This window comes from Granulicella sp. S190, assembly GCF_009766095.1.
Classification (GTDB): Bacteria; Acidobacteriota; Terriglobia; order Terriglobales; family Acidobacteriaceae; genus Edaphobacter.
On sequence record NZ_LMUD01000039.1, the window covers coordinates 287264 to 308315 of the forward strand.

Annotated in this window: 18 protein-coding genes; 16 read left to right on the forward strand and 2 right to left on the reverse strand. The window is 61.7% G+C overall.

The window, feature by feature from the left end; translation table 11 throughout:
- The first annotated feature begins 139 nt into the window (after window positions 1–139).
- Entirely contained in the window at window positions 140–1942 is a 1803-nt protein-coding gene (gene rimO, locus GSQ94_RS17890; protein WP_158945204.1) for a 30S ribosomal protein S12 methylthiotransferase RimO, read from the forward strand.
- Here rimO and GSQ94_RS17895 read toward each other — a convergent pair.
- A complete protein-coding gene (locus GSQ94_RS17895; RefSeq protein WP_158945205.1) occupies window positions 1939–3321 on the reverse strand; it encodes an alpha-L-fucosidase in 1383 nt (460 codons plus the stop codon). The genes rimO and GSQ94_RS17895 overlap by 4 nt on opposite strands.
- A 154-nt stretch (window positions 3322–3475) precedes the next feature.
- On the opposite strand from GSQ94_RS17895, the gene GSQ94_RS17900 reads away from it, so the two are divergent.
- The 12 genes from GSQ94_RS17900 to ftsY all read left to right on the forward strand — a co-directional run bounded on the left by GSQ94_RS17900 (window position 3476) and on the right by ftsY (window position 14193).
- Window positions 3476–3691 (forward strand): DNA gyrase inhibitor YacG, encoded by a 216-nt coding sequence (locus tag GSQ94_RS17900; protein WP_158945206.1) that lies wholly within the window; start codon window positions 3476–3478, stop codon window positions 3689–3691.
- Window positions 3691–4200: a phosphatidylglycerophosphatase A gene (locus GSQ94_RS17905; RefSeq protein WP_158945207.1), complete on the forward strand. Its 510-nt coding sequence runs from the start codon at window positions 3691–3693 to the stop codon at window positions 4198–4200. Before GSQ94_RS17900 ends, GSQ94_RS17905 begins: the two co-directional genes overlap by 1 nt.
- Window positions 4201–4365: 165 nt before the next feature.
- On the forward strand, window positions 4366–5439 hold the full coding sequence (locus GSQ94_RS17910) for a gluconolaconase (protein ID WP_158945208.1): 1074 nt from the start codon (window positions 4366–4368) through the stop codon (window positions 5437–5439).
- A 384-nt stretch (window positions 5440–5823) separates the two neighbouring features.
- The gene (locus GSQ94_RS17915) at window positions 5824–7635 is read left to right on the forward strand and encodes an ATP-binding protein (RefSeq protein WP_158945209.1); all 1812 of its coding nucleotides are present in this window, start codon (window positions 5824–5826) and stop codon (window positions 7633–7635) included.
- Window positions 7636–7686: 51 nt separating this feature from the next.
- Window positions 7687–8127, forward strand: a complete 441-nt coding sequence (locus GSQ94_RS17920) for a cupin domain-containing protein (RefSeq protein WP_158945210.1) — start codon at window positions 7687–7689, stop codon at window positions 8125–8127.
- Window positions 8128–8226: 99 nt separating this feature from the next.
- The gene (locus tag GSQ94_RS17925) at window positions 8227–9516 is read left to right on the forward strand and encodes a competence/damage-inducible protein A (protein WP_158945211.1); all 1290 of its coding nucleotides are present in this window, start codon (window positions 8227–8229) and stop codon (window positions 9514–9516) included.
- A 240-nt stretch (window positions 9517–9756) separates the two neighbouring features.
- On the forward strand, window positions 9757–10368 hold the full coding sequence (gene plsY / locus GSQ94_RS17930; RefSeq protein WP_158945212.1) for a glycerol-3-phosphate 1-O-acyltransferase PlsY: 612 nt from the start codon (window positions 9757–9759) through the stop codon (window positions 10366–10368).
- The gene (locus GSQ94_RS17935) at window positions 10365–11357 is read left to right on the forward strand and encodes an NAD(P)H-dependent glycerol-3-phosphate dehydrogenase (protein WP_158945213.1); all 993 of its coding nucleotides are present in this window, start codon (window positions 10365–10367) and stop codon (window positions 11355–11357) included. Before plsY ends, GSQ94_RS17935 begins: the two co-directional genes overlap by 4 nt.
- 232 nt (window positions 11358–11589) lie before the next feature.
- Window positions 11590–11796 carry a hypothetical protein gene (locus GSQ94_RS17940; RefSeq protein ID WP_158945214.1) on the forward strand — a complete coding sequence of 69 codons (207 nt, stop codon included), beginning with the start codon at window positions 11590–11592 and terminating at the stop codon, window positions 11794–11796.
- A gap of 63 nt (window positions 11797–11859) precedes the next feature.
- Window positions 11860–12105: a hypothetical protein gene (locus GSQ94_RS17945; RefSeq protein WP_158945215.1), complete on the forward strand. Its 246-nt coding sequence runs from the start codon at window positions 11860–11862 to the stop codon at window positions 12103–12105.
- 35 nt (window positions 12106–12140) lie between these two features.
- A complete protein-coding gene (locus tag GSQ94_RS17950) occupies window positions 12141–13085 on the forward strand; it encodes a ketopantoate reductase family protein (RefSeq protein ID WP_158945216.1) in 945 nt (314 codons plus the stop codon).
- Between the two features lie 103 nt (window positions 13086–13188).
- Window positions 13189–14193: a signal recognition particle-docking protein FtsY gene (gene ftsY / locus GSQ94_RS17955; RefSeq protein ID WP_158945217.1), complete on the forward strand. Its 1005-nt coding sequence runs from the start codon at window positions 13189–13191 to the stop codon at window positions 14191–14193.
- Between the two features lie 172 nt (window positions 14194–14365).
- Here the strand turns inward: ftsY and GSQ94_RS17960 are convergent, their stop codons facing one another.
- On the reverse strand, window positions 14366–17062 hold the full coding sequence (locus GSQ94_RS17960; RefSeq protein ID WP_158945218.1) for a glycoside hydrolase family 3 protein: 2697 nt from the start codon (window positions 17060–17062) through the stop codon (window positions 14366–14368).
- 433 nt (window positions 17063–17495) lie between these two features.
- Between GSQ94_RS17960 and GSQ94_RS17965 the strand changes: the two genes are divergently transcribed.
- The 3 genes from GSQ94_RS17965 (at window position 17496) to GSQ94_RS17975 (ending at window position 20887) form a co-directional block, all read left to right on the forward strand.
- Window positions 17496–18404, forward strand: a complete 909-nt coding sequence (locus tag GSQ94_RS17965; RefSeq protein WP_158945219.1) for an RluA family pseudouridine synthase — start codon at window positions 17496–17498, stop codon at window positions 18402–18404.
- A 571-nt stretch (window positions 18405–18975) separates the two neighbouring features.
- Entirely contained in the window at window positions 18976–20181 is a 1206-nt protein-coding gene (ribD, locus tag GSQ94_RS17970) for a bifunctional diaminohydroxyphosphoribosylaminopyrimidine deaminase/5-amino-6-(5-phosphoribosylamino)uracil reductase RibD (protein WP_158945220.1), read from the forward strand.
- 46 nt (window positions 20182–20227) lie between these two features.
- Window positions 20228–20887 (forward strand): riboflavin synthase, encoded by a 660-nt coding sequence (locus GSQ94_RS17975; protein WP_158945221.1) that lies wholly within the window; start codon window positions 20228–20230, stop codon window positions 20885–20887.
- Window positions 20888–21052: the final 165 nt, after the last annotated feature.

Sequence of the window (21052 nt, forward strand, 5' to 3'; positions counted from 1 at the left end):
TGAGGTCTAACGGTCGGCAGGAATCAAACCGGTCGGACGACGCAACCTGCTGTGCGTATCCGCGGCATAAAGAGAGCGGACACCTCGCGAAGGCGCAAAGATCCTCGCGATCGGCGCAAAGTTGGTAGAATAGAAGTCTGTGACTCCACCCGCAATTCTCGATGATGTAAGCCTCGAATCTCCTGCCAGGACACGTCCCAAGGTAGGCTTCGTCTCTCTCGGCTGCCCCAAAAACCTCGTCGACTCCGAGGTAATGATGGGCTTGCTCCACCACAACGGAGCCGAGCTCACGCCTCGCGCTGAAGACGCCGAGATCATCGTCATCAACACCTGCAGCTTCATCGACTCCGCCAAGCAGGAGTCGGTCAATACCATCCTTGAGATGGTGCAGCATAAGCGTCAGTTCGGTGGCAAGGCCCAGCGCATCGTCGTCGCTGGCTGCCTCGTCGAACGCTATCGCGACGAGATCCAGAAGAACATCCCCGAGGTAGACGCTGTCGTAGGCACAGGCGAACTCGAGGCAATCCTCGCCGCCGCAGGCCTCACCCCCACCGGCCACGCCCAAACCAACTCGCCCTTCAACATCCTCCCGCAAGGCACGCCGGAAGCGACCATCCACACCCACGCCATCAGCATGTCCCAGACCGACGGCGAAGTCGCACAACTTGAATCGATCAGCATACAGCAGACCGGTCCGAATCTGATAGACCGCGCCCCCAGTGCCGTCAGCCAGCACTCGCGCCCACTCGCTGACCCCGAACACGACCGCGAGATCGCCCCCCAACTCCGCATCGTGCAATCGCTCGCCGAGACCGGCACCACCCACGGCGACGAGCCACTGAACCACGCTGGTGACCACATCGCGCACCTCCCTGTCGGCATCGACGCAGGCAACACCTCGCGCGCCGAAGGCGACCTCCGCCAGCAACAGGGCCGCTTCTCCCGCGAGTCATGGGACGGAGCCACCGCCGCGCTCCCCGAGTACCTCTACAACGACGCGACCCCGCGCATCCTCACCACGCCGCGCGCCTCAGCCTACATCAAGATCGCAGAGGGCTGCGACCACCCTTGCAGCTTCTGCATCATCCCGCAGCTTCGCGGCAAGTTCCGCTCGCGCCGCATGTCGTCGATCATCGCCGAGGCCGAAAACCTCATCAAGCAGGGCGTCCGCGAGATCACCCTCATCGGCCAGGACACCACCTGCTACGGCGAAGACCTCGGCTTCACCGACGGTCTCGCCACCCTGCTCGACGCGCTCGCCGTCCTTCCCGGTCTGCGCTGGCTGCGCTTCCTCTACACCTACCCCAACAAGGTCACCACGCGCCTGCTCGAGACCATGGCGAAGCACGACACCATCTCGAAGTATCTCGACGTCCCACTGCAGCACGCCAGCGCCAGCGTCCTCAAGACCATGAAGCGCGGCGGCAACGCGCAGATCTTCCTCGACCTCATCGCCAAGGCCCGCCGCATCGTTCCCGGCATAGTCATCCGGACGTCATTCATTGTGGGGTTCCCCGGCGAGACCGAAGCCGACTACAAAGAACTCGAGGCCTTCGTCACCGCCGCGAAGATCGACTGGCTCGGCGTCTTCACTTATTCCGACGAAGAGGGTGCGAAGGCCTTCGAACTGGCTGACGATCTCAAGGTTCCCAACCGCACCATCCAGGCTCGCCGCCGCAAGCTCATGAAGCTGCAGCAAAAGATCAGCACCAAATCCAAAGCCGAGTGGGTGGGTCGCGAGATCGACCTCCTCGTCGAAGGCGAGTCCGAAGAGACCGAACTCCTCTGGGAGGGCCGCACCTCGCTGCACGCCCCAGAGATCGACGGCAAGGTCTTCATCAACGACTTCGGCCCGCACGAAACTCTGGTCCCCGGCACCTTCTACCGCGCCGAGATCACCGAATCCCACGACTACGACGTAGTAGCCCGCATCCTCGACTAGCGCGCCAACTCAGCGTTGCCGGCAACTGGAGTCGCAATCGGCTTGATCTCTCCTGCCGGCGACGCAAGTGTCAACGCAACAATTCTGTCGCTGGCATCCGCACTTCCGTTCAACGTAATCTCCACCGAATCCCCAACTTGTTTACAAGCAACACTTCCTCCCGTGAGGCTTGCGCAACTCAAGATCCTGGCCGGAAGAGCAGGCAGCGAAAGCGTCCTCTCTGAGGCATTGAGAACATGCAGATAGATCGTCTTGTCACGATAGGTTGAGACACCAAAGTCACCTGGCAGATACGGGCCGCCCCGTGTGGCATAGATACTTTGCCCGTTCCTCCTCAACCAATCACCAACCTCGCGAAGACGCTCGACCTGTTCCGGCACAATCTGTCCATCGGGACGAGGTCCCACATTCAACAGCAAATTCCCATCGCGCCCGACGGCTCCAACTAAAAGGCGGATGACATCGTTCAACGACTTAATCTTCGCGTTCGGCAGATAGCCCCACGCCCCGGTAGTCAATGTCGTGCACAACTCCCAGGGATGCACACCGTCGAAGTTCCCCATCGCACCATCACCTTCGCGCGAAAGAAAATCCGCTGGGGCGTCCGTACGATCGTTGGTGAGGATCGATGGCTGAAGCTTTCTTAGATTGCCCAGAGCCTCGTCGTCCTTCCACGTAAAAGCGCCAGCATAATGCTTGTCCTTTGGTCTCTCATGCCATCCATCCTTGTAAGTAACACCATTGAACCCAAGCCAATCAACACCACCGCCGTCAAACCAGAGGATATCGATCTTGCCATAGTGCGAAGCCAGTTCATTAAGTTGGCGATGATACTGCTCGCGCATCTTCACCGCATTCGCCTGATAGAGGTCGGGAAAGAAGAACCCTGGGTATCGCCAGTCGAGGGGCGAATAATAAAAGCCAATGTGCAGCCCGGCTTTGCGCACTGCCGTAACGTACTCGGCAACCAAGTCGCGATGAGCCGCTGACTTCATCGCCGTAAAATCGCTCTCCGTATCGTCGAACAAAGCAAAGCCGTCATGGTGACGCGTCGTAAGGACGGTGTATTTCATGCCGGCTCTTTTAGCGATAGCCGCCCACGCATCAGGATCGAACTTATCTGGATGAAACTGAGCCGCCAGTTTGGCATACTCGTTCACCGGAATCTGTTCCTTCCATTGCACCCATTCGCCGCGACCGGGTATGGAATAGACACCCCAATGCAGAAACAGACCAAACTTGGCATCGCGCCACCACGCAATCCGCGAAGCTGCCGCCTCGTCAGAGATCGTCGACTGCTGTTGAGCCACGGCAGACGTCACACCTACGACAAGAAGTACTGTCACTAGAAACCATGCGCTCGCCGCATTCTTTTTCATTTGTTCCGTTTTACACCCGCAGCAAGCGGACCCATCAAAACTTTCCCGCGTTCCCATCGCCAGCCCGCTCTCCTCTGCGATAAACGGAGCCACACTGCTTGCCAAAGGCGGTCGGCTGCGTTCGATTGCGTAAGAATTTACAATCATTAACGTTATGTCAAAGATCCTCCGCTGCCCCACCTGCCGCAACATCGTCCTCGCCTCCAACGAAGACCTTCCCTTCTGCTCCGATCGTTGCCGCCGCATCGACCTCGGCAAGTGGGCCAGCGGCGACTACAAGATCTCTTCGCCCATTCAGGACCCCGACCTCCTCGAAGAGCTCGCCCGCTCCACCAAGCACTCCCGCCAGAACGACGACGACGGAAACTAGTGGCCAACTCCACCATCCAGATCCATCCCCCCTCAGAAAAAAAGACCCTCTGGGCGTGGCTCGTCGGAACATTCTTCGGCGCGGGCCTGTTGAAGCCCGGCCCCGGGACCTACGGCAGCATCTCCTCCGTACTGCTCTGGTACGCGGCAGCGCATCTCCTGCACCCGGCCCCCGTCGCGCTTGCCATCGGCACCACCATCGCTGCGATCCTCGCCACGCTCATCGGCATCCCCGCCGCCACCATCGTCGCTCGCGAGTCCGGCCGCGAAGATCCCGGCCATGTCGTTATCGACGAGGTCGCCGGCCAGCTCATCGCTCTCATCGCCATCCCCGCCGACTGGCAGCACGCCGCGCTCTCGCTGCTTCTCTTCCGCCTCTTCGATATCCTCAAGCCGCCTCCCATCCGCCAGCTCGAGCGCCTTCACGGAGGCACCGGCATCATGCTCGACGATGTAGGCGCGGGCCTCTTCGCACTCGCCATCGCGCAACTCATCCATCTCCGCTTCTAAACGCCCACTACACGTGGTGCGGTCACTTCGTGACTTGTATACCCCTTCGGTTGGCGCTTCGGGCCTTGGCGAAGCCGATATATAAGTCACGAAGTGACCGCCGCCCGCGCAGGGCGAACTTCACAAGTTGCGCTCCCCTCTGCAGCCGTCTACGCTAAGTCAGCCATGACTACACTTCGTTCGCTCCTGACCCCCGAAAAGCCCGACGCCCCCACGCCTCATCTCGACCGCGTGACCCCCCTCGCGGCGATGCCTGGTGGCGAGATCAACGTCCACGGCTCGCATCTCGAGCCGTACGGCACCCTTATCCCCCACGCCAGCATCGGCGACATCTCCTCCCCTGTTCTAATGAGCCGGCCCACCCGCGCCACCGTCCGCGTGCCCGAAGGCACCATCACCGGCGACCTCATCCTGCACCGCAGCGGCGTGGCCAGCAACCCGCTCAACGTCCGCGTCGCCGTGCCCATGGCGGAGAATCTTCACCCCGTCGCCAATCCTGCGGTCGATGCCGACGGCAACGTCTACGCGACCGTCTCCGGCTCACGCGGCCAGGCCGTGCCGGTCTCCATCTTTCAAATCCAGCGCGACTTCCAGATCCGCCCCTTTGTTCGCGAGATGATGAACGCCACCGGCCTCGCCTTTGGCCCCGACGGACACCTCTACGCCAGCTCCCGCGCCGAAGGCACCGTCTACCGCATCTCCCCCGACGGCGCCAGCTCCACCTACGCCGAGGGCATGGGCATCGCCACCGGCATCGCCTTCGACCGCGACGGCAACCTCTTCGTCGGCGACCGCTCCGGCACCATCTTCAAGATCAGCCGCGGCAGCAGCACCGGCGCCAGCGGCGAGATCTTCGTCTACGCCACGCTCGAACCCAGCATCGCCGCCTACCATCTCGCCTTCAACGACGCCGGAACGCTCTTTGTCACCGGCCCCACCACCTCCTCCAACCAGGTCATCCACGCCATCGACCGCGATGGCAATGCGACCGCCTTCTACCAAGGGCTTGGCCGCGCTCAGGGCATGGCCTTCGATGTCGACGACAATCTCTACGTAGCCGCCAGCCTTCGCGGTCAGCGCGGTATCGTGCGCATCGACCGCCATCAAGACGCTACCCTCGTGGTCTCCGGCAGCAACCTAGTCGGTCTCGTCTTCCTCGAAGATGGCAACGCCGCCCTCGCCACCCGCGACGCCCTCTATCACGTCGCCATGGAAGTAGAAGGCCGCCAACTTCCCTAGCTGATGGACAACGGCGTAACAACGAAAAAAACGATAAATATAAGAAGAATTTAGATCCCGCGACGGCTAGTACTGTCGAGTGCGATCTCAACGAGTGCATCCCGCACCCAGACCTTAAAGCCGCTATCTAAAGACTCAAAATCCCTTCTAATCTCTAAAAATCCGTTTTTATCATCGTTACGCCTTTCATCTTTTATCCGCGAGCATCCGCGAAATCCGTGGTCGCCTTTCAAACTCTCAAGTCGCCATTATTGACCCTGGTACAACCATCCTGCTCTTGCAGTCGCCAGATCAGCCCATCATTCCGTAGAATCATCACAGCCAGAAATACCTCTTCTGGAAAACGATCCAGACTGATAGCGTCTCTCGCGTGAGGAGCACAACTTGGAATCGCGGCTTTACAACAGGCTCTTATTTCGGCTCCTCGCTCTACCCGTTGCAGCACTTGCCGTTCTCGCTTTAATCCTTGGATACGGCCTTCAGCGTGTCGAAGAAAGCGCAAACGCCATCGACCGGGCGGATGTGGTCACCCTCCACGGAAATAGGCTGGGCAAGCTGATCCTGGATGAAGAGACAGGCCTGCGCGGTTTTCTCCTCACCCGCAATCCGGTCTTTCTGGAGCCTCTCCACTCCGCGGATCTGCAGATCGAACCCGAGTTCGATACCCTCTTCTCGCTGGTTCACCGTCCCGATCAGGTCGCCCGCCTGCATCGCCTCCAGGCCGGCCACAAGCAATGGGAGCTGGAGGCCTATCAGGAGATCAGCGCCTTCCCGCAGGATGCAACTACGCTCGAGCAAGACCTCCTGCAGCGCAAGCAGGACATGGACACCCTGCGCGCCCAGCTCGATGAGTTTCTGAGTATCGTCATGGGCCGTCGCGCCCAACGCTCTGCGGAAAACATACTCGTCACCCGCAACGCCCGCATCGTCCTCATCGTCGCCATCTCCCTCATCGCCGGCCTGCTTGCGTGGGAGACCCGCAGAATCTTTCGCATCCTCACCGCCGCCCATAACGAGCAGATCAAGGAGATCAGGCAGCGAGTCGAAGAGTCCTACGCTCGCGAGCAATGGCTCTCCACTACCCTTCGCAGCATCGGCGATGCCGTCATCGCCAGCGACACCGTGGGCAACGTCGTCTTTATGAACGCTATCGCCGAGCAGCTCACCGGCTGGCAGGAGGATGAGGCGCGCGGAATCTCGCTGCACCGCGTCTTCCCCATCTTCAACGAAGAGACGCGCGCCGCCGTCGAAAATCCCGTCGACAAGGTGCTTCGTCTGGGCACCGTCGTAGGCCTCGCCAACCACACCTACCTTGTTGCCAAGAGCGGCGCAGAGATCTGCATCGACGACAGCGGCGCGCCCATCCGCAACAGCTCCGGCAAGCTCATCGGCGTCGTCCTGGTCTTCCGCGACATCACCGAGCGTCGCATGTCCGAGGGCGCTCTCATGCGTGCCGAAAAGCTCGCCGCCGCCGGCCGTCTCGCCGCCACCGTCGCGCACGAGGTCAACAATCCCCTCGAAGGGCTCACCAATCTCATCTACATCGCTCGCCGCTCCGAAGAGATCGACGAGGTACGCCACCTCCTCTCGCAGGCCGAGAGTGAGCTTGGCCGCATCGCCCACATCACCCGCCAATCCCTCGGCTTCTATCGCGAGGCTTCGTCCGCCGCACGCTTCCAGCCCGCGGTCGTCGTTCAGGAGGTCTGCGAGTTCTACTCCGCCCGCGCCGCCGCTCTCGGCATCACGCTTCTTGCCCACTCCGACACCGACCGCGAGGTCCTTGGCGCATCCGGCGAGCTCCGCCAGGTCCTCTCCAATCTCATCGCCAACGGTCTCGACGCCTGCACCCGGGGCGACACCGTCCACCTCAGGGCCAACTCCACCACCGATCCCCGCGACCCCACACGGCCAGGCGTCCGCATCACCGTTGCCGACACCGGCCTCGGGGTGCCCCCCGAACACCTCAACAGCATCTTCGAGCCCTTCTTCACCACAAAGAAAGATACCGGCACCGGGCTCGGCCTCTGGGTCTCGCGTGAGCTCGTAGAAAAGCACGGCGGCAGCCTCCGCGTACGCTCCCGCACCACCACTCCCAACTGCGGCACCGTCTTCTCCATCTTCCTGCCCGTACAGGGGGGTGCCCACGCCAACCCGGAACTCAACGGGCACAAGGCGCAACCCAACCTTGTAAGTTAATTCCTCGCTCTTCAACCCCAAATCCGTCATCTTATGCAGAGGGACACCCTTATGCCTAAGACCTCTAAGCCACACCAAGCCTCACCCAGCACCGCCATCTTCGATCTCCGCGAGATCGCCGCCAGCTTTCCCGATACCGCCGACACCATGCTGATCGACACCCGGCTCACCGACCGGACGCATGCCAGCTCGCGCGTCTTCCGCGTCTATCGGCCCGTCGCAGCGCACTATCACTCCACCTGCGACGAGTATCTCGTCGTCCTGTCGGGCCGCGCCACATTCTTCCTTGGCGACGCTCCGCCCTTTGAAGTCGGCCCCGGACAGCTCGTCTTCTTCCAACAAGGCACCATCCACGGCACGCCTGCGATCCTTGAAGAACCCTTCGTCGTCCTCGCCGTCGACACCCCGCGCCGCGATCCCGGCGACGTCCACTTCGTCAACCCCGCCGACGGCAACCCGGACAGCTTCATTCAAAGCAAGCGTCTCTACTAAACGCTCGAAAATCCAACAATCCGCGCAACCCACATCCCGCATATCATCAAAACAGCAGAACCAAGGCCACTCCCAGGGCGCAGAAAGCCACTCTTTACCATGATCGCTGAAATCATCGCTGCCGGCTCCGAAATGCTCACACCCTTCCGTCAGGACACCAACTCCCTCTACCTCACTGACGGCCTCAACGATCTCGGCGTGCAGGTCGCCTTCAAGACCATCGTCGGCGACAACTTCGCTCATCTCACCAGCGCCGCCGCCATCGCCATCAACCGCGCCGATGTCATCGTCTTCTCCGGAGGCCTCGGCCCCACCGAAGACGACCTCACCCGCGAGGCCGTGGCCGCCGCACTCAACATCACCCTCCAGCCCAACCCCGCCATCCTCGCCCAGCTCTACAAGCGCTTCGCTGCGCGCCAGATGGTGATGCCGCCCAACAACGCCAAGCAGGCCGACGTGCTCGAAGGCGCCATCGTCCTCGACAACCCCAACGGCAGTGCCCCCGGCCAGTTCCTCGACACATCCATCGACACCGCAATCCCCGACGCCGACGGCAAGCAGCAGCCCATCCGCAAGATCGTCATCCTCCTGCCCGGTCCGCCCAAAGAGCTCAAGCCGCTCTTCGATACGCAGGTCAAGCCGCGCCTCGCCTCCTCTCTACCCCCGCGTCACCTCGCCAAACGCATGCTCCGCATGGCCCTCATCCCCGAGTCGCACGTAGACGCGAGAACCGCTCCCATCTACAAGCAGTACTCCGACATCGAGACCACCATCCTCGCCGGTGCAGGCGAGATTCAGCTGCACTTCCTCTGCGCCAAGCCCACCCTCGCCGAAGCCCAGCAGCGCGTCGACGACCTCACCGAAAAGATCGAAGCCGAGATGGAAGACACCATCTTCTCCTCTAACGGCGAATCCCTCGAAGAGGTCGTCCTGCTCCACCTCGGTATGCGTCACCTCACCCTCGCCACCGCCGAGAGCTGCACCGGAGGCCTCCTCGCCCAGCGCCTCACCGCCATCGCCGGCTCCTCGCGCTACTTCCTCGGGGGCGCCGTCGTCTACAGCGACGCGCTCAAGACCACCTTCGCCGATGTCCCCGCAGACCTCGTCGCCACCAAAGGCCCCGTCTCCGCCGAGGTAGCGCGCGCCCTCGCCGAAGGCATCCGCACCCGCACCGGAGCCTCGCTCGGCATCTCCATCACCGGCATCGCCGGCCCCGGCCCAGGCGCGCCAGGCCCCGACGCGGAAAAACCCATCGGCCTCGTCTACATCGCGCTCGCCGACGCACAAGACACCCAGGTCAAGGAGTTCCGCCTGATGGGCGACCGCGAGCGCGTCCGCTGGTGGGCCAGCCAGCACGCCCTCGAACTCATCCGCCACCACATCCTCTGACCCACAAAAACAAAGACGACCGCGGATCGCACGGATAACCACGGATAAACCTTCCCCACGCAATCATCATCATTAAACTGATCCTCTTGCTACAACGCATCTGTCTTCATTCGTCTTTGCAGTCAATCCGTCTCTCTCGTCTTTTTAAAATCCGCATCATCCGCATCATCCGCGCAACTCCGCGGTCGACCGTCTCTTATCCCATCCTCACCCACACTTGGTAGACTCATTCGGACGACAATGAACCCCTGGCTCCTCTCCATTCCGCTCGCTTATCTTCTTGGGTCTATCCCCTTCGGCTATCTCCTCGTAAAGACCTTTCGCAAAGAGGACATCCGCGCCACCGGCAGCGGCAACATCGGCGCCACCAACGTCGCCCGCAGCGGAGCCAAAGGCCTCGGCATCGCCACGCTTCTCCTCGATCTCGGCAAAGCCTTCCTCGCCGTCAAGATCGCCCAGCACCTCGCGCCCGGCAACTGGGGCCTCGCCGTCATCGCCGGTGCCGTCGCCATGCTCGGACACGTCTATCCCATCTGGCTTGGCTTCCGCGGCGGCAAAGGCGTCGCCAGCGCACTCGGCGTGATGCTCGCTCTCAGCCCGCTCGGCGGAGTCTGCATCTTCTCCGTCTTCCTCCTCGTGGTCTTCCTCACTCGCTTCGTCTCTCTCGGCTCCATCCTCGGTTCGGCCACCTTCCCTCTCTTCGGCCTCTACCTCATCCCGCAAAGAACTCCGCTCGTCATCGCCGGCATGATCTTCATGCCGATCCTCGTCATCGCCAAGCATCACGAAAACATCCGCCGCCTCCTCGCCGGCACCGAAAGCCGCTTCGGCAAAAAGAAGGTGTCCGCTTGAGCCGCATCGCCGTCCTCGGCTCAGGCGCATGGGGCACCGCTCTCGCGCTCTCTCTCGCCCGTCGCGGCGGCCACCAGATCCTTCTCTGGTCTCACTCTCCCGCCCTCGCCACCCAGCTCAGCGAGGCCGGCGAAAATCTGCCCTACCTCCCCGGCTTCACCCTGCCTGTCGATATTCAGGTCACCGCCGATCTGCCGCTCGCCATCTTCGAGGCAGACATCCTCCTCTGCGTCACGCCCTCGCAGCATCTTCGCGGCGTGCTCACTCACATCGCCCCCCTCCTCACGCGCAAGCAGATCATCCTCAGCGCCAGCAAAGGCATTGAAGAGACCAGCTACCTTCGCATGTCGCAGGTAGTCGCCTCCATCGCCGCCAACCCCTTCGCCGTCCTCAGCGGCCCCTCCTTCGCGCAGGAGGTCGCAGCCGGCATGCCCACCGCGGTCGTCGTCGCCTCTGAGCTCACGCACGTGGCGCAGACCATCCAACGTGACTTCACCTCGACCAGTCTCCGCGTCTACACCAACGAGGACGTCCCCGGCGTCGAGCTTGGCGGCTCCCTCAAAAACGTCATCGCCCTAGCCGCCGGTGTCGCCAACGGCCTCAACCTCGGACACAACTCCTCCGCCGCCCTCATCACACGCGGCATCGCCGAGATGACGCGCCTCGCCGTAGCTTGCGGTGGCCGCCGCCAAACCCTCGCCGGACTCTCCGGTGTCGGTGACCTCATCCTTACCTGTACCGGCTCGCTCTCACGCAACCGCGCCGTCGGCATCGAACTGGGCCGTGGCCGCCAGCTTCCAGAGATCGTCGCTGGCCTCCACGGCAAAGTAGCCGAAGGTATCCGCAGCACCGCCGCCGCCCTCGGTCTCGCAGCACGCTACGCCGTGGAGATGCCCATCACCGAACAGATGGACGCCATCCTCCACCACAACAAAAGTCCTAAGGAAGCCATCCGCGAACTGATGGCCCGCCCCGGCCGCGACGAATAACGCCGCTCGAATCTTCACCATTCACAATATAAAGAATCGTCATCTCGACCGAGCAGCGGACAACGTCATCGTCGCAATGCGATCAGTGACGATATAAGAATCGTCATCTCGACCGAAGTAGCGGACAGCACTATCGTCCGATACGCAGTGGAGAGACCCCCGTATTTGTATCTGCCTCTGTGTTTTAAAAGATCATCGGCACCACATCCAAATCTCCTCTAAGCTGGTACGCATGCATGATCACGAGCACGGACACATCCCTCCCCCGGACCTCCCGCAGCACAAAACCTACATGGGATTCCGTCCTCACATCTTCATCGGTGGCCTCGTCCTCATCGCGATCCTCTTCCTCTACCTCCTGCTTCTTGTGCGTCCACAGGTCTGGCCCTCTCAGCCCAGCCACGCGCCAGCCACCACCGCCCCTGCACCGGCCAACTAACGCCCAAGCTGATTTGCACAGTGCCATGCAAATCCATCGGCCCGGTCCTGCATCCAACCCCTTATGAGTCAACCTCTGCCTTCGAATAACGACCCCGCTCCGGAAGAGCGCACCAGCGACTCCTCCTTTCTTCCCGTCGTCATCGCGTTCGCGGTTGCAATCATCGTCGTCCTGGTGGCTGCCATCATCTTCATCAAGGCGCGTCAGACCAAGGTCATCCCCAACCCGAAAGATCCGCATCCCACCTCGCGGCTCATGCCCGCCAGCCCCTCCTCCCTCTCTCCCACATACATCATCCAGCTAGGCTGAGCTATTCTCAGCCGCAGACAACAGCAAGGAGCAAGATGAAGATTTTGATCGTCGGCGCAGGTGCGGTAGGGGGATACTTTGGAGCTCGTCTCGCCCAGGCAGGACGCGACGTTACCTTCCTCGTCAGGGCCGCCCGCGCCAGGCAGCTCCAGCAGGACGGCCTGCGCATCGTCAGCCCTCATGGCGACCTCACTCTCAAGCCGCAGACCATCACCACCGCTGAGATTCACGCTCCGTACGACCTCATCTTTCTCAGCGTCAAAGCCCAGGCCCTCGACCAGGCCATCAAAGACCTGGCGCCCGCAGTCGGACCCGACACCATGATCTATCCCGTCCTCAACGGCATGCGCCACATGGAGACCCTGACCCACACCTTCGGCGAGAAAGCTGTCCTCGGCGGCGTCACCCTGGTCTCCACGGAGCTCGACCAACACGGTCGCATCGTGCAGATCACCCCAGTGCAAAAGCTCATCTATGGGGAGCGCGACGCCGAACACAACAGCGAGACCACACCACGCCTCCGCGCCCTCGACCAGACCCTTCGCGACGCAGGCTTCGAAGTCGAGCTCTCCACCAACATCACCCAGGCCATGTGGCAGAAGTGGGTGATGATCGCCTCCCTCGGGCTGGTCAACTCCCTGCTGGGCGGCTCCATCGGCGAGATCAACGCCGTCCCCGACGGCGAACAGACCATCCTCCAGGCCATCGACGAGTGCGCCGAGATCGCCGCCGCCTGCGGCTACCCGCCCGCCCCGGCCTTCCTGGAAAACCTCCGCAAGACCGCCACCACCAAAGACTCGAACCTTACCTCTTCGATGTACCGCGACTTCCAGGCCGGCAATCCCGTCGAAGTAGACACCATCCTTGGCGACCTGCTAGACCACGGCCACGCCCATCACATCGACACCCCGCTCCTTCAAGCCGGCTCCGTCCGTCTCCGCGTCTACCAGAACACCCTCAACTCGACGAAACCCTCCTAGCAATCCCCACCGCCTCAATCGAACACCGCTTTAGCATCGCGTCAAAGCGCATGCAACACCGCCGATTCGCCCCCACTCGCAACATTGCTAAACTAGCAACAGCATGGCTTTTTCCCTCTTCGGCAAACGCGACAAATCCGACCAGCAACCAGACGAGCCCTTAACTCCCGCCGCCCCAGAGCCACAGGAGCCAAAACGCGGCCTCTTCGACCGCATGAAGCAGGCGGTCACCCGCACCCGCGAGTCCTTCTCCGAGTCCATCAGCTCCGTCATCGCCCTCACTCGCGAGGTCGACGAGACCACCCTCGTCAACCTCGAGCCTCTGCTCCTCGCCGCAGACCTCGGCGCCCCCACCACCGCGCTCGTCATGGAAAACCTGCGCCAGCGCGCCCTCCGCGTCGGCATCCAGGGCGGCGACGACCTCAAACGCCTCCTCAAATCCGAGCTCAAGCAGATCCTCGACGGCGTAGCCCGGCCCGTCACCCACCCGGCCACCCCGCCCGAGGTCATCATGATGGTCGGCGTCAACGGCACCGGCAAAACCACCACCACCGGCAAGCTCGCCGCGCACTTCACCGCCCAGGGCCGCACCGTTCTCCTCTGCGCAGCCGACACCTTCCGCGCCGCCGCCATCGAGCAGCTTGAAGTATGGGCCCAGCGCTCCAACGTACAGATCATCAAGACCAAGCAAGGTGGCGACCCCTCAGCCGCGCTCTACGACGCCTGCGCCGCCGCCAAGGCCCGCAACACCCAGGTCCTCATCGTTGACACCGCCGGTCGCCTCCACACCAAGACCGACCTGATGAAGGAGCTCGACAAGATGCGCCGCACGGCGGAGAAACTCATCCCTGGCGCTCCGCACCAGACCCTCCTCGTCATGGACGCAACCACAGGGCAAAATGGCCTCACCCAGGCCCGTCTCTTCACCGAAGCCGCCCACGTCACCGGCATCGTCCTCACCAAGCTCGACGGCACCGCCAAGGGCGGGATAGTCCTCGCCATCGCAACAGAACTAAAACTGCCAGTCATCTACGCCGGCATAGGCGAAAAGCTTGAAGACATCATCCCCTTCGACAGCGCCAGCTTCGTAGACTCCCTCATCGACTAAGCATCACCCTCCCGACCGAAGGGAGGACCGAAGCAGATAATCCAGCCGCAAAAAGGTATAAAAGTCACGAAGTGACCGCCCTCCGCGCAGGAGGCCCGTCCGGCAGGACAGATCTTCGTCCGTGGGTGGCAAGCGCAGGAGGCCCGTCCGGCAGGACAGGCCCCTCGCAGCTCTACCTCGCCGCAGTCAACTGCAGATCCCGCGACGACGGCCCCACCCGCACCACGCGATCCTCCGACCGTACCCACTTCTTCTCCGCCACAGACCAGTACTCCAGCGCACGCGGAGCCACATGCATCGTGACTTCCTTCGTCTCACCCGGAGCCAGCGTCACGCGGTCGAACGCCGCCAGCGTCTTCGGCGCAAACTGCACACCCTCCGGCTGCTTCGCCGGAGCATCCAGATACACCTGCGGCACCTCGTCTCCCGCCACGCTCCCCGTATTCTTCACCTTCACCGAAACATCCAGTCCGTGATCCGAAGCCTTCGCCACCTTCAGGTCCGAGTACTCGAACGTCGTGTACGAAAGCCCGAATCCAAACGGAAACATCGGGTCGATCTTCTCCTTGTCGAACCACCGATATCCCACATCCACGCCCTCGGAGTAAGTCGTCTTCCCATCCACACCCTTCGCCGAACGCTCCGGATGCGCCGGATCGTTCGCCGCATAGTCCTCCAGCTTCTTCGCCCACGTAAACGGCAGACGACCCGCCGGATTGGCCTTCCCCAGCAGAATATCCGCCGTCGCCCATCCGCCTTCGTCGCCCGTCCACCACATCTGCACCACGCCCTTCACTTTGCTCAGCCACGGCATTGCGACGGGCTGGCTTACGTTCATCACCACAATCGTGTTCGGGTTTGCCGCAGCCACCTCTTCCACCAGCTTGTCCTGCTCGCCCGGCAGCGCGAAGTCCGGCTTCCCTCGCGTCCACACAAACACCACCGCCGTATGCGCCTTCGTCGCCGCATCGATAGCAGCATGGTGATCGCTAATCCTCTGCTCCGGCGTCATCCAGTTCAGACGAACCTGCGCCGGCGCATTCGACGTATCGCTGCTCGTCGCCACCGTGATCGAGTGCGGTCCCTTCGTCAGCTGCACCGCACGCCGCACATTATCCAGCCCATCCACCGTTGGGAATCCATTGTCCTGCGTGGCCTGTTGAATATCGCCATGCACCGTTCCCTTGGCCGCGCCGGTCTGACCCACGCGCTTGCCGTCGATCATCAGCTTGGCCCGTGTACCCAGCGCCTGCAGGTACAGCCAGTACTCGCCCTCGCTCGGCACCGTCAGCGTTCCCTTCCAGGTCGCCGCCTCGTTCGCCGGAAGCGATTTGCCATCGCTATGCGTAAAGTCCAGCTGTGCATCCACGCTGTTATGGCCCGAACTCTCCGTACGCAGCAAACCAGGCTTGCCATCATGCGACAGCGCCGCCGCAGGCACCGGCACGCCCGTCATATCGTCATCCACGGCGAACTTGATCTTCGCCGAAGGAGCACCCTTCATCAGCGCCTCCAGCGGGCCGATCTGCCTCTTCGTCAACCCGGGGCTGCGCTCGCCAAACGTTCCAATCGCCGCAATCTGTCCCGCTCCCGGCCCAATCAGCGCCAGCGATTGCAGATCCTCGTCCTTCAGCGGCAACGCATGGTCATTCTTCAGCAGCACCGCCGCGTCCTCAGCCGTCTTCCGAATCACAGCTGCATTCTCTTCGATATCCTGCGGCGTCACGTTATGTTTCTGCTTGCCGTCCAGATACCCAAAGCGGTCGATCTCATACAGCACACGCCGCGCCGCCGCCGTAATCGTAGCCTCTGTCACCGTGCCGTTCTTCAGAGCCTCACGCATCGTCGTCTTATCGTTATCGCGCGGGAAGCCTCCCAGATCCAGACCGTTTCCCTTTGGCTCCTCCGGAATCGGACCGCCAAGGATCCCCGCCAGCTCCTCAGGATCGAGCGGCTTATTCGACGGTGGCTCCGGTGGGGCCGTCACAAAATAGTTAGTGATAAACGCCTTGAACGGACTATCCGCCTCCGCTGCGCCAGGCATCTCCATATCGAGCCCTTCGTTGATAAACAGAACACTGTGCACGCCGCCCCAGTCCGACGTCACAAAGCCCTTGAACCCCATCTCATCCTTCAGAATCGTCTTCAGCGTATCGCTGCTGCCGCACGCAAACGGCCCGTTGATGCGGTTATACGAGCACATCACCGACGACACGCCCGCACCAATTGCATCCACAAACGGCGCTGCATACACCTCGTGCAGCGTCTGCTGATCGATGAAGATGTTGTACGAGTTCGAGTCGTACCCCACATAGTGCTTCGCCATCGCCATCACACCCTGCGCCTGCGCTCCGCGAACCTCAGCCGCGCCCATCGCGCCACTCAGCATGGGGTCTTCACCGAACGTGTTATACGCACGCGCAAACGTAATATCGCGGTCGATATTGATAAACGGCTGCAGCACCACGTCGATACCCAACGACCGCGCCTCCCGCCCAATCACCGCGCCATTCGCCTCGGCATCCTTCGCGCTGAAGGTCGCAGCAACACCCATCGTCGCCGTCTCCGCCTGCCCCGGCACCCGCGTCAACAAGCCCGGAGGCCCATCGGCCATGCGCAGCGAAGGCACATGCAGCCGCGGAACTCCCGGCAGATACCCCGCCTGCCCTTGATACACCGAAGGATCTTCCAGCCCGCCGCGAACCAGGTTCATCTTCTCTTCCAGCGTCATCTGCTTCAGCAGCCGGTCCACCCGCGCCTCATTAGCCTTCTCCGCAGGCACCGCCTGCCCCCACGCCGCGACCGATCCAACGCTCAACAGGCTCAAACAAAATGCAAACGCAAGATATGTGCTCTTCCTTAGAGTCATGGCCCCTCATCCTTTTCTTCGTGCGCAATCTCAGTAATCAGGTTCATCCTTCGCCAGTGATATAAGAGCGCGCCTGCGCGCCCTCGCTTCAACTCCCAAATTCATCCATCGAACCGCACCCAGCCTCGCTCAACAGGCCGCTCTGCTGATGGTCCGCCTTCAGCGCCCGGAAAAGACGCCTCTTACAAAGGAGAGGATTGTAGCCCAGCCGACACAGGAGTGTGCGGCAAAACTCCACGCAATCACCACGAGCCACCACCGAGCCACCATGAGGAAGACCTCTCCCGCCATGTGAAAAAGAGCAGCGCTCGCCGTGATCCGCGCGAAATCTGGCCCCACACTGGCCCAGTTGAGAGCTCTTGCCCGCCAACTCCAGTGACGCTCGAAACCCAGCAACTCCTGCCGCAGAGGCCATCGCTTACACTCAAACCACATGCTCAACCGGGGCTATGCCTACACGACAATCATCAGCAGGAAACATCATGGACAAATCCTGCTCTCCCACTTGGCAAGCCTTTACTCCCACTCAACCCCACAAGCATGGCAACAAAATCTGGACAACGGCGAAGTCACCCTCAACGGCATGACCGCTACCGGAAGCGAATCGGTCACTTCAGGCCAAACCCTTGTCTGGAACCGTCCTCCCTGGATCGAACCAGACTCCCCTCAGCACTTCGAAGCCCTGTTTAATGACCCCCACCTGTTGGCCGTCAACAAACCCAGCGGCCTGCCCACCCTCCCCGGCGGCGGCTTCCTGGAAAACACCCTCCTGCGCCTGGTGCAGAAGCAAACCCCCAACGCAAACCCTGTCCACCGGTTGGGCCGAGCCACCACCGGCATCGTCCTCTTCGCCAAAACACCGCAGGCGGCCTCTCAACTATCCACACACTGGAACACACCCAGAGTTCAAAAGATCTACCGGGCGCTGGCTCAAAACGTTGCACAGCAGGACGCCTACGAAATTCTCACACCCATCGGCCTCGTACCGCACCCGCGCCTCGGTTCCGTGTGGGCCGCCAGCCCCACTGGCAAACCAGGTAGCAAACCGTCAAAGTCATTGGCGAAGGTGATCTCACGCACGACAAACACAACAACATTTGAGGTAAGCCTATATTCGGGCCGCCCTCATCAAATCAGAATCCATCTGGCATCCATCGGCCATCCCCTGCTAGGCGATCCTCTGTACGGCATAACCGGCCAGCCTCTTGAAGATCTCCCCGGCCTTCCCGGCGATGGAGGATATCTCCTGCACGCCCAATCTCTGAGATTCCACCACCCCATCACCGGAGAACAAATCAATCTTGAGGCAGCTCTGCCATCTGGATTCTCATTGCATCAATAGGGCCCACGACGGAAACCAAATCAGGGTGGCCGTTGAAACCTGCGCGATTCCGCCACCCAGAATCCTAACGAAGCGAGTTCAATAACACTCCGATGTTGGTGGTTAAGGGAACACACGCGTCGATCGTTTCCTCGCTGCACGATAGATTCCCTGAAGTCGACTTTTCGTCGGGAATCATCAAAAAATTCCAGCATCTGGCCGGTTTGCGAGTTTCGTAACAGGATGGAAGAACCAGCCTGCACCTTGGTCTCTCCAGCGAGCTGTCAAGCCCCCAACCGACGAAAACCTGCATCAGACAAGGACAATCGCATGGCATAGGAGTTATCGCCAAAACGATATACTGACTATGGAAAGAAAAACGCTCCGGCAGCCTGTCGGAGCGTCTGTCGTTTAGACACTAACTGTCCTGTTTTCTATATTTTGCACGTAAACCTTTTCGAATGAATATTTTGCAGTCAGCCACCCTCCGTAAGCTTATGAAACAAAATAACTTCCCTGCAAAATACCCCCGAAGGGGTGGGGGGAGGGGTACCCGTTACGTGAAAGACATCAAAGTTATCCTGCTAAGAGCATGACCCTAAACTCCATCGACGAAGGTTACATGCGCCGGGCTCTCAAGCTCGCAGCCGAAACTACAGGTCTGGCCTCACCTAATCCGCAGGTAGGCTGTGTGCTCACGCAGACCCCGCCCAACGGCGGTAGTGCAAAGATCATCGGCGAAGGAGCGCATCTCTACGCCTACCGCGATCACGCGGAGATAGTAGCCCTCAAACAGGCCGCTGAACGAGGCCTCTCCACCATCGGAGCAACGGCTTACGTCACGCTGGAACCATGCAGCCACCACGGCCGCACCGGCCCCTGCGCCGACGCCCTCGTCGCCGCAGGCGTCAGTCGCTGCGTCGTCGCCACGCAAGACCCTAATCCCCAGGTAAGCGGCCAGGGGCTCGCCAAACTCCGCGCCGCAGGTATCGAGGTCACCGTCGGCATCCTCCAGCAGCAGGCCCGCGACCTCAACGACGCCTTCGCCCACTTCATTCAGCACAAGACGCCCTTCGTCACGCTCAAGGCCGCGCTCTCGGTCGACGGCAAACTAGCCCCACCCCCCGCCGCCCGCTACCCCAACCAGCCCCACTGGCTCACCGGCCCCGCCGCCCGCTACGAGGTCCAGCTCCTCCGCCACGCCTCCGACGCCGTACTCACCGGCATCGGCACCGTCCTAGCCGATAATCCTCAACTAACCGACCGCAGCGGAGTCTTCGGCCCCAACGCTCTACCCCGCCGCCGCCCCCTGCTCCGCGTCATCCTCGACTCCCAACTGCGAATCCCGCTCATCTCGCAGCTGGTCCTCTCCGCCGACAGCGGAAAAGACTCCGGCTACCCGGATCTACTGATCCTCTGCAGCAAAACGGCGCCGAGCAACAAAATCACAGCCCTCACCGACGCCGGAGCCCAGGTAGAAACCATCCCCGACCACGCGGGACGCCTCAGCCTTCCAGCCGTCCTCACCACCCTCGCAGAGCGCAGCATCCTGAGCCTCCTGCTGGAGTGCGGCTCCCATCTCAACGGAGCCTTCCTCCAGCAGAACCTGGTCGACAAAGCCGTCCTGATCTACGCCGAGACCGAACTGGGAGTACAAGCCATCCCCTTCGCCCAGGGCATCGCCTCCCCCTACCTCTTCGAGGAATCCCTCCATCGCACCACCCGCGTCAACTACGGCCCCGATGCCTGCGTCACCGGCTACCTCCACGACCCCTGGCATGAGCAAACTGCGGACTGACACCCGAAAACTGGCACCTGAGAACTGACAACTGTAATCTGTACTTATGTTCACCGGCCTGATCGAAACCACCGGCACCCTGCTCGCCATCACGCCAACCGCAGGCGCAACCCGCATCACCATCGCCTCGCCCACGCTCACCGCGCGTCTCAATACAGGAGACAGCATCGCGGTCAACGGCGTCTGCCTCACCGCCCTCAGCATCGAGCCCAACGCCTTCCCCCCGCGCTTCTCCGCTGACCTCGCCGCCGAGACCATCGCCCGCACCACCCTTACCCACCTGCGCCCGGACGCTATAGTCAACCTGGAGCTTCCCACCCCCGCCGGCTCCCCCCTAGGAGGCCACGTCGTCCAGGGCCACGTCGACGGCACCGCCACCCTGGTCTCTCTCGCCCCGATCACCCCCAACCAGCCCGACACCGACTGGCGCCTCCGTATCCAACTCCCCGACACCCTCACCCGCTACGTCGTACCCCAGGGCTCCATCACCATCGAGGGCATCAGCCTAACCGTAGCCTCCATAGAAGGCGCCGAGGTTGAGGTAGCCATCATCCCCCACACCTACGCCGCCACCAGCCTCCACACCCTCACCCCCGGCACCCCCGTCAACATCGAGGTCGACGTCCTCAGCAAATACGCCGAACGCCGGCACTCCCCGGAAAAATTCGACCTTACCGAGCAGTACCTCATCGCCAACGGCTACTAGAAAACAGCGTAAAGGTTCGGATTCCGACGAAGTAGAGGCACCTAAGGAAAAAGCCATGAAATGGCCGCCCTCCGCGTAGGAGGCTCGTCCGGCAGGACAAGATCTTAGGAAAACAAAAAAGGCGCAGCTCCGAAGAGCTGCGCCTTTGGTCCTACGAAAACCGAA